Annotated in this window: 8 protein-coding genes and 1 pseudogene; 1 reads left to right on the forward strand and 8 read right to left on the reverse strand. The window is 67.1% G+C overall.

Annotated features, from left to right (window positions below):
• Positions 1–45 precede the first annotated feature (45 nt).
• The 8 genes and pseudogenes from A5706_RS16080 to A5706_RS34795 all read right to left on the reverse strand — a co-directional run.
• Entirely contained in the window at positions 46–1,659 is a 1,614-nt protein-coding gene (locus A5706_RS16080; RefSeq protein WP_068132340.1) for a virulence factor Mce family protein, read from the reverse strand.
• Positions 1,656–3,245 (reverse strand): virulence factor Mce family protein, encoded by a 1,590-nt coding sequence (locus tag A5706_RS16085; protein ID WP_068132342.1) that lies wholly within the window; start codon positions 3,243–3,245, stop codon positions 1,656–1,658. The genes A5706_RS16080 and A5706_RS16085 overlap by 4 nt, the downstream gene beginning before the upstream one ends.
• On the reverse strand, positions 3,242–4,282 hold the full coding sequence (locus tag A5706_RS16090; RefSeq protein WP_068132344.1) for a virulence factor Mce family protein: 1,041 nt from the start codon (positions 4,280–4,282) through the stop codon (positions 3,242–3,244). The genes A5706_RS16085 and A5706_RS16090 overlap by 4 nt, the downstream gene beginning before the upstream one ends.
• A complete protein-coding gene (locus A5706_RS16095; RefSeq protein ID WP_068132345.1) occupies positions 4,279–5,625 on the reverse strand; it encodes an MCE family protein in 1,347 nt (448 codons plus the stop codon). Before A5706_RS16095 ends, A5706_RS16090 begins: the two co-directional genes overlap by 4 nt.
• 2 nt (positions 5,626–5,627) lie before the next feature.
• On the reverse strand, positions 5,628–6,497 hold the full coding sequence (locus tag A5706_RS16100; RefSeq protein WP_068132346.1) for an ABC transporter permease: 870 nt from the start codon (positions 6,495–6,497) through the stop codon (positions 5,628–5,630).
• A gap of 1 nt (position 6,498) precedes the next feature.
• Positions 6,499–7,305, reverse strand: coding sequence for an ABC transporter permease (locus tag A5706_RS16105; protein WP_067157750.1), 807 nt, complete (start codon positions 7,303–7,305; stop codon positions 6,499–6,501).
• Between the two features lie 248 nt (positions 7,306–7,553).
• The gene (gene fadD5, locus A5706_RS16110) at positions 7,554–9,503 is read right to left on the reverse strand and encodes a fatty-acid--CoA ligase FadD5 (RefSeq protein ID WP_082964429.1); all 1,950 of its coding nucleotides are present in this window, start codon (positions 9,501–9,503) and stop codon (positions 7,554–7,556) included.
• A pseudogene (locus tag A5706_RS34795) lies at positions 9,480–9,686 on the reverse strand (GntR family transcriptional regulator); the annotation flags it as partial. The gene fadD5 and the pseudogene A5706_RS34795, both read right to left, overlap by 24 nt.
• Between A5706_RS34795 and A5706_RS16115 the strand changes: the two are divergent.
• Positions 9,671–9,838, forward strand: a 168-nt coding sequence (locus tag A5706_RS16115; protein ID WP_369831882.1) for an FCD domain-containing protein, incomplete at its 3' end; no start/stop codon positions are given. The pseudogene A5706_RS34795 and the gene A5706_RS16115 overlap by 16 nt on opposite strands.

Raw genomic sequence — 9,838 nt, forward strand, 5'->3', positions numbered from 1 at the left:
CCAAGCCCTGCCAGGCCCGACGCCGAAGGAGCCTCATCCCCCCGATCACTGCCCACCTCCGAGGCCGGCCGCCGCCGGCGGTCCGCCGGCGTTGGGCGCCGGCGCCGCGACCGGCGCGGGCGTCGGAGCGACCGGACCCGGGACCACCTCGGGCCCAGGCGGCGGCGGGGGTATCGGCACCTGCGGCGGGTTCTGACCGATCACCGGCGAGGGGCCCTCGTCGTAGGCGTTGGGCGGCCCGGGCGGGGTCTGCAGCGTCGACTGCACGGGCGGAATGTTGGGCCCGCCCATCAGTTCGGCCAGCGACTCGGGGGTCATCAGGCCCGCGGTGATCGGTCCCACCTGCTGCCCCTGCATGCCGGGGGCCACGATCCACCCGTGTTGGGTGTTGCGGTGCGACGTCGGCGTGTCCGGCGACCAGATGCCGGGGACCGTCGTGTCCTTATATCCGTCCGGCGGATGCAGGCGCGGCTCGGAGTAGGCCACGTCCTTGGGCAACGTCTCGGCCGTGCTGGCGACGTTCAGACCGAACGGCAGGTAGTTGAACTTGATCGCGTCGAGGATCGGCGCCAGGTACTGCGCGCACAGCTCGGCGGACTCCTGGTAACCCAGCCGGCTGCCGGCCTGGATCGAGCTGCAGATGAACTGCATCGGGTTGGCGAAGTTGGTGATCGCCGGGACGGCCACCACCGAACCGTGCGTCGGGTGATAGATCTGGTTGATATTCGCCGCCGCCGTCGGCAGCACGTGCAGCGCCGTCTCCAGCCCGTTCAGCGGATCCGGTTGCAGCAGCGCGTTCGTCGCCGTCGCCAGGTTGTTGACGTCGTGGGTCAGCACCTCGCGGTTCTGGTCCAGCCAGGGCCGCACGGTCTTGAGCAGGCCGTCGAACTGTTGTATCGCGTCGGCCAGGGCGCCGTCCGAGCTCGCGAGCCGCCCGGTGAAATCAGCCAGGTTCTCGTTCAGCGCGACGAACTGCCGGTCGTCCTGGTGCAGCGCGTTGACGAACAGCGCCAGGCTGCGCACCACCGCGAAGAAGTCGCCGCGACCCTCATTGAGCGCGGTCAGCGCCTGCGACAGGCTGTTCAGCGTCGTGTTGAACTCCTTGCCCTTGCCGGCCAGCCCGTTCGCGTACGACTCGATGACCTCGCCGAACGGACCCTTGGGCTGCTCGGGTGTGGGTCCCAGCTTGGAGATGATGTTGGTGACGCTGTTGCGTAGTTCGTCCCACTCCACCGGCACCTGGGTGCGGTCTTCGGGGATCACCGCGTTGTCGGCAAGCACCGGGCCGCCCTTGTAGACCGGCTCCAGCTGGATCGCGCGCGACGCCACCAGGGTGGGGTTGAGGATCACCGCCGACGCGCTGGCCGGCACCTTGTACTTGTTCTGGTAGTGGAAGGTGACCTTCATCTTGTCGCCGGCCGGCTCGATCTTGTCGATCGCGCCCACCCGCAGCCCCATGATCTGCACCTTGTCGCCGGCGTACAGCGCGTTGGCGGCCGGGAAATAGGCCACCACGGTGTTGTTCGTCAGCTTCTGATACAGCCGCCAGCCGGCGTACCCGAGAACCAGGGCCAGCACGATCGCCAGTGAGCCGATGATCACCGACGTCCTCGTCAGCCTCGGCAGCCGGATGTTGCGAACATCAAAGATGGTGCTCAATTCTGGCTACCTCCCGTGATGCCGCTACCTCCCGTGCCGCCGGGGTTGATGAACGGCGCCGGCAGCTGGATCCCCGGCCCGGGCGGTGCCGGCGGTCCGGGCGGCAGGGCCGGCGCGAACGTCGACGGGGGCGGTGTCGGGCCGGCCGGTCCCAGGTTCTCGGTGCGCGCACCCGGCGGCGCCTGGGTCGGCAGCGGCACCGGGGTGCCCGGAACGTTGGGCGGCGGGTCACCCGGGCGCCCCGCGATGTTGATGCCCGGGGTCGGCGGCAGGCCGTCGGGATTGGGCGGCGACGTCTGGACGTCGACCGGCGCCGGGAAGCCGACCCCACCGAACGGACCGATGCCGGCGCCCGCGCACGGCAACGGGTTCCACGGCCGCGGCAGACCCTCGTCGCCGACGGTGACGTTGCCGCCGGGGTTCGCCGGCGTGTACGAGCACGGCGACCCGGGCGGGACGGCCGGACCCGGGTGGTCGGGCGTGCCCTCCAGCACCGGCGGCGCCGGCGGCGGCGCGCCGTTCGGCTGGCGGGTGCCGTTCGGGTCGGGCCACCGGAATTCCGGCAGACCCGCGCTGCGCCAGAAGTTCTCCGGGTCGATGCCGCGCTTCTTGAACGCCGCATCGACGAACGGCTGCACGATCTGACCGGGGAACAGGTTGTGCAGCACCACCTTGAAGAACGGCCCCGACGCGATCGCCTCATTAAGCGACGGGAGGAACTTGCCGACCTCGGTGAAACCGGCGGCGAGGTCGTCCTTGCGCTGGACCAGGATGTCGCTGACCGTGCGCAGCTGCTCGAGCACGTGGTTCAGGTTGGGGTTGTCGTTGATGAACCCTTTGATCTGTTCGGAGAAGGCCGAGATGTTCGCGAGCAACGCGTTGATGGCCTGGCCGCGCTCGTTGAAAGCGGCCAGCAAGATCTTCGTGTTCACCAGCAACCGGTCGACCTGGTCGGCGCGGTCACCCAGGATGCTGGCCACCTGGTTGGACTGGGCGAGCAGGTGCTTGATCTGCTCGTCGCGCTTGCCGATCGTGTCGGAGAACTTGGCCACCCCGTCAAGCGCGGCGCTCAGGTGCGGATAGGTCTGATCGATGGTCTCCGAAAGCACGTGCAACGACTGCTTGACCGTGTCGATGTCCCACCCGCTGGCGGCCTTCGTCACGTCGAAGAACGCGTCATAGATCTGATAGGGCGTGGTGCTCTGACCGATCGGCAACGAGTCCCCGGGTCGCAGCTGCTTGGTTCCCCGGTTCTCGATCTCGAGGACCTTCTTGCCCAGGATGGTGTCCGTCTTGATCGCCAGCCGGCTCTCGGTGCCGATGCTTTCGGTGCCGATGTTGAACTTGATCAGGACGTGGTCGCCGTCGATGTCGAGGCTCTCCACCTTGCCGACATCGAAGCCGGCGATGCGCACCTTGTCGCCTTTGGTCAAACCGCCGGAGTCGGTGAACTGCCCGTAGTAGTGCGGCTTGGCCATCAGCATGGGCACGCTCGTGAAGCTCTGGCCGACGCCGATGACCAGGAGCGTCACCAGGATGCCCATCACGCCGATGCGCACCCGGTTGGGGGGTTCCAGCGTTCTCATTGCGGCGTGCACCTGCCCGTCGGCTGGTTGAAGAGCCTGACCGTCCGAATAGGACCACCGGCCTGCAACCCGTTGATCTTGAGCGTGATGTCGCAGGCGTAGAAGTTGACGAAGTCACCGTACGAACCGATGGTGCGCCCGATCATGTTCAGCGCGGTCGGCACCTTGTGGATGAAATCGTTCAGCTGCTCGCGCTGGTCGATGAGCGGCTGCTGGACGGCGTCCAAGTAATTCAGCGTGCTGTGCAGCAGCCCCCGGTCCTCGGCCAGCAGGTCGGCCACCGTACCGGCGGCGTTACTGATGTGCGCGGTCCCGCCCGCCAACTGCTCGCTGTGGCCCTTCAGCCCGGTGATCAGGACCTCCAGGTTGTTGACGGTCTGATCGAATTGCTGGCGATGCCGAACCGTGGTGTCCAGCACGATGTTCAGGTTCTTGACCACCTCGCCGATCGCCTGGTCGCGCTCGCCGAGCTGGTTGGTCAGCTGCGCCGTCTGGTCGAGGATGTCGTTGATGGTCCCGCCCTGACCCTGGAACACCGTGACCAGCGCCGTCGCGATCGTGTTGACCTTCTGCGGGTCCAGCGCCCGAAACAGCGGCTTGAACCCACCGATCAGCGCGTCGAGATCAAGCGCCGGCGACGTCCGCGACGCGGGGATGAATCCGCCCGGCGGCAGCACCTTCTCGGAGCCCTCGCCCTCGCCGCGTTTGAGCTCCAGGTACCGGTTTCCGATCAGGTCGAGGTAGCGGATCTGCGCCGTCGTCGACTGATACAGCGGGATCGAGCGATCGACGTTGAAGTCCACCCGTGCCCGCCTGCCGCCGTCCACCAGCTTCACCGAGTCGACCTTGCCGATCTCCACCCCGGACGCGCGGACGAACTGGCCCTGCCGCAGCCCGCTGACGTTGGTGAACTCGGCCGAGTACTTATTGGTGCGGTCGAACCGCATCTGGCCGAAGACCACGACGATCATCACAGTGAAGACCAGCAGCACCAGCGAGAAGATGCTGAGTCGGACGATGGTACCGGTGATTTTCATGGGTTGATCGTGTTATCCCCTACCTGGCGGCCCCAGACATACTCGATCGCATACGGCGAACCGGTGTCGAGGTGGTTGTACGGCGCGATGCTGTTGCCGGAGTCCATCACCAACTCGGGTGCGGGCCACAGGTCATGGGTGATGTGCTGCCAACAACCCGGCGCGCCCCCCGGTCCGCCGCGGGCATTCACCCGGGGCAGGTTCTCCGGCCAGATGTACGGGTTGGGCGCCCCGCCGATCAGCGTGGCGATGTTGCCCAGGCCCGCCAGTCCCTGGGTGGGTAGCGCGAAGATCCCGATCAGGCCGACGAGGGTGATCGCCGAAACCGGGTTGAGCAGCAGGCCCAGCCCGGAGAGCAGCTTCGTGTCGGCGTTGAGCGAGTAGCCGTTGCCGCCGAGGAACGTGCGGGCCACGGGTTCGATGTCGTGGTAGTTGCGGACCGTGCAGAACAGCTCGGGGCTGTAGGTGTCGAGCAGCTCGGCCGTCGGCACCAGGTCCTTGGCCCCGCGCGCCAGGTACGGCCCGCCGCGCTCGAAGATGTCCGCGCCGGTGTTACCGAACCCGGCGGCCGACAACAGCGCCTGATCCAGGTCCTTCTGCTGCGCGTTGATCGAGCGCGCGGTGATCACCGACTTGTCGAGGAAGTCGATCAGGTCCGGCGCCGCGTTGGCGTAGGTGTCGCCGAGATTGGCCAGCGCCTGGATATCGTGACGGACCTGGGGCTGCTGCGGGTTGACGTCATCCAGGATCGCGTTGGCGTTCACGATCGACTGCCCGACCCGGTCGCCCAGCCCGGCCAGCGATTGCGCGGCGGCGCTCAGCGTCAGGTTCAGCTTCACCGGGTCCACCTGCTGCGCGATCTCGGTGATGGTCTGGAACAGCGTGTTGATCTCCGTCGTCACCGAGCGGGCGTCGATCACGGTCTGCGGCGTGATCCGTTGCGGCGAAGGGTTTTTCGGCGTCGTCAGCGACACGTACTTGCCGCCGAACACCGTGGTGGCCTTGATGTCGGCGTTCACGTTGGCCGGGATCAGCTTGAGGTAGCGCGGGTAGACGTCCAGGTTGAACTTGGCCGCCGGCTTGCCGTCCTTGACGATTTCCGAGATGTTGGCCACCCGGCCGATCTCCACCCCGTTGTAGGTGACCTTCGAGCCGGGGTCCATCACCAGGCCGGCCCGGGCGGCCACCATCGTCAGGTGTTCCTTCTTGGTGAAGTCGCCACGGAACTGCCCGAACACCAGGACAAGTGCCACGGCGGCGGCGACGAGCAGCGCGACCCCGGCCAACTTGTACGGCGGGTTGCGGGGCGGGTTGACCTTTCCTGGGGCGCCTGGGTTGGTCATGGCTACACCGTCAACGCGAAGTTGGGGTTGACGCCGTAGAGCGCCAACGCGGCGGCCAAGACGACAACCTGCACCGACACCAGCGAAAAGCGCATCGACCGGCCGACGGCCTCTCCCACGCCGACGGGGCCGCCGCCGGCGTTGTAGCCGTAGAAGCAGTGGGTGATCATCACGACGGCCGTGATGAGGATGGCCTCCACGAACGACCAGAACACGTCGTCGGGGCGCAGGAACGTCCGGAAGTAGTGCTCGTAGGTGCCGTGCGACTGGCCGTAGATCACCGTCGTAGTGATCTGCGGGGACAAGAACGACATGATCATCGCCAGCGAGTAGAGCGGAATGATCACCACCAGCCCGGCCATGATGCGCGTGGTCGCCAGGAACGAAATCGACTTGATGCCCATCACTTCCAGCGCATCGATCTCCTCGCTGATCCGCATGGCCCCCAACTCCGCTGTGGCGCCGGCGCCGACCGTGGCGGCCATCGAGATGCCGGTGACGACGGGCGCGGCGATGCGCACGTTGATCAGCGCGGCGAAGAAGCCGGTGAACGCCTCGACGCCGATGTTGCCCAGCGAGGCGAATCCCTGGATGGCGACCAGCGAACTGCCGGACAGGGTCACGAAGCCGACGATCGCGACGGTGCCGCCGACGACGGCCATCGCGCCGGTGCCCATGCCGATCTGGGCGATCAGCCGCAGGGTCTCCTTGCGGTAGTTGCGCAGCGCGTGCGGGATGTGCCCGAGGGCCACCACGCCGAACCAGGCCATCTGCCCGATGTCGTCGAGCCCGCGGCCAAAGGCACCCCCGTAGCGGCTGAGATTCTCGACCAAGCGGGGATGGACGCCCCGCGTCACGGTGCCGATCGACATGTCAGCGCCCCGTTCCGAATCGCACACCGATGGTGGTCAGCACCACGTTGACCGCGTACAGCGCGACCACGCACAGCACCACGGTTTCGTTGACGGCGGTGCCCAGGCCCTTGGAGCCGCCGCGCACGGTCAGGCCGCGGAAACAGCCGACCAGGCCGGCGATGAGCCCGAACATGGCGGCCTTGACCGTCGCGATGACCACTTCCGGCAGGCCCGTGATGGTGGTCAGGGTCGCGAGGTAGGCGCCGCCCGACACGTTCTGCAGGTACACCCCGAACAGGTAGCCGCCCACCAGCCCGACGGTGATCACGAGCCCGTTGAGCAGCGTGGCGACCAGCGTCGCGGCGATCACCCGGGGCACCACCAGGCGGTGGATGGGGTCGATGCCGAGCACCTCCATCGCGTCGATCTCCTCGCGAATGGTGCGCGCACCCAGGTCCGCGCAGATCGCGGTGGATCCGGCGCCGGCGACCACCAGCACCGTGGTCAGCGGCCCGAGCTGGGTGACCGCGCCGATAGCGGCGCCCGCACCGGACAGGTCCGCGGCGCCGAACTGGGCCAGCAGCACGTTGAGGGTGAAGATCAAGAGCACGGTCAGCGGGATCGAGACGAAGATGGTCGGCAGGAAAGCCACCCGCATGATGAACCAGCACTGCAGGACGAATTCGCGCCATTGGAAGGGCCAGCGGAACAGCGCCTTACCGGTCAGCACACACATCCGGAAGAATCCACCGATGAGCGTCAGCGGCGTCTCCAACTGGTCGCGCAGGTAGCCGACCAGGTGTGGACGATCCGTCGTCGAAGTCACCGGCTCCCCCTCACCTCGACCTCGTGCGCCCCGGGGGTTCGCAGCGAAACGAATCGCACGCGCCGCCCCCTCTCCGTCCCGCGGTCGGTGGCACCCCCAGCTCGCCCCGACCATGTGTCTGTGACCATCGGCTCCCTACCCGCAAGTAGTAACGGAGACCACAGGAATGTACCCGATGGTCTTGAGCGTGTGAACTGCATCCGCACAATTAACCCTTCGTCAACAGCGGGCAAACGTTACAGTGTCCATCAGCCTTCCCCTCGCGCGGTCAAATCCCTTGCCGCGGAACCGCATTCACTGATATTGACGGCCCCGTAGCGAACCCGTAGCTCAGTTTTGAGCACCTTTCCGGCCGGATTGCGCGGCAGTGCATCGACGATCTCGAGCGCCTTCGGATGCTTGTATCGGGCGAGTCGATCGGCCAGGAACTCGCCCAAGTCCTCCAGCCGCAGCCGCTCGCCGGCGACCGCAGCGATCGCGATCGGCACCTCGCCCCACTTCTCGTGGGCCCGGCCGATGACGGCGACTTCGACGATCTGGGGATGGCCGGCGAGAACGTTCTCGACCTCGGCGCAGTAGATGTTCTCGCCGCCGGAGATGATCATGTCCTTCTTGCGATCCACCACCCAGACGTAGCCGTCCTCGTCCATCCGGACCAGGTCCCCGGAATGGAACCAACCACCGGCGAAGGCCTCCGCGGTGGCCTGGGGGTTATTCCAGTAGCCGCTCATCAACGTCGGTGCGCGGTAGACGATTTCGCCGACCTCGCCGACGGGGACGTCGTTCATGTTCTCGTCGACCACCCGCGCGCTGACCGTGGGGATCACCTTGCCCACCGAGCCGCGCTTCCGGATCGCGTCTTCGCCGAGGAGCATGCAGGTGACGGGCGACATCTCGGTCTGGCCGAAGGCGGCCAGTATCTGGGTCCCGGGGAACGTCGCGGACATCTCCCGCAGCAGCGCGTCCGTCGCCGGGGCGGCCCCCCACGACATGACGCGCAACCTCAGATCGCGGGGGCGCGCCCGCTGCTCGGCGCACACCGCCTGCCACTGCGCCGGAACCAGGAACAGTCCGGTGACCTTCTCCGCCGCCAGCACGTCGAGCAGCTGGCCCGGTTGGAACGCCCCCAGCGGGTAGATCACGGTGGGGATGCCGAGCAACATCGACGTCAGCATGTTGCCGACGCCCGCGATGTGGAAGAACGGGACACCGACGAAACCGACGTCGCTATTTATATCGGCGCCCATGGTGTACAGGCCGGTCATCGTCTGGCCGGTCAGGTTGGCGTGGGTCAGCACCGCGCCCTTGGGCCGGCCGGTGGTGCCCGAGGTGTACATGATCAGCGCCGGCGAATCGTTCGGGATATCGACCGGCTCATGCGGGTCGCCGGGTTCGTTGATGAGGTCTTCGTAGCCGAACACGCCGGTCGTGTCGTCGTTGCTCGAGCCGCCGGCGACCACGATGGTGTCGACCATCGGCTGGATGTCGCGTACCCCGGTGGCCACCGGGGCGAGCACCGATTCGGTGATCAACACCCGGGCCTCGCAGTCCTCGACCAGGAAGACGATCTCGGCCGAGGTGAGCCGGAAGTTGAGCGGGACCGCGATGGCGCCCAGCGAGTTGATGGCCAGGACCGACTCGACGAATTCGGGGCGGTTGAGCATGAGGATCATGACCCGGTCGCCGAAGCCGACGCCCCGGCGACTCAGCGCATCGGCCAGCGCCGTGACCCGGTCGTGCAGGCCCTGCCAGGTGACCGTGTTGCCGAGGAACCGCAGCGCCGTCGCGGTCGGTTGCATCAGCGCGTGCCGCTCCAATTGGTTGACCCAGTTCTGCCGCCGCGCCAGGTACGGCTGCTCGGTGGCATGAGTCAGATTGGCCAATTGCGCGGTCAACTGCTGTCTCCCCTTTACCTCAGGCACCGCTTGCGCCAGCTTGATCCGGCCGCTGGCCTGGTTGAAGACGCGATGAAATGCGAAGCCGACGCCCGCGATGGTGGTGGGCTCGCTTGAACCGACGGCCGCTTCCAGTGCTTTGTTGATGCGGTCCAGCTCGTCGATCTCGGCGTCGGTGATGTGGTCGGTTGCCGCGGCGGCCAACTGCTGGGCGATGGTCGACTGCAGCCAGAAGATGTCCTCGATGTCCTGCCGGCTCAGCGGCAGCACGACGTGGCCGCGGTGCGGTTCCAGCTGCACCATGCCCTCGCCGCGCAGCTTCAGCAGGGCCTCACGCACCGGCGTGACGCTGACCCCGAGCTCGGCCGCGGTCTCGTCGAGGCGAATGAACGTGCCCGGGCGCAACGTCCCGGACATGATCGCCGCGCGCAGGTGGGCCGCAACCTCGTCGGAAAGCTGCGCCCGGCGCAGTGGCCGCCGCGGCAACCGACCACATCACCGACGCCGAGATCGACGAGCTGGACCGCATCAACAAAGCACTGGAAGCGGCCGTCGGTTCAAGCGAGCCCACCACCATCGCGGGCATCGAGTTCGCATTTCATCGCGTCTTCAACCAGGCCAGCGGCCGGATCAAGCTG

Source organism: Mycobacterium sp. E796, assembly GCF_001672815.1.
Lineage (GTDB): Bacteria > Actinomycetota > Actinomycetes > Mycobacteriales > Mycobacteriaceae > Mycobacterium.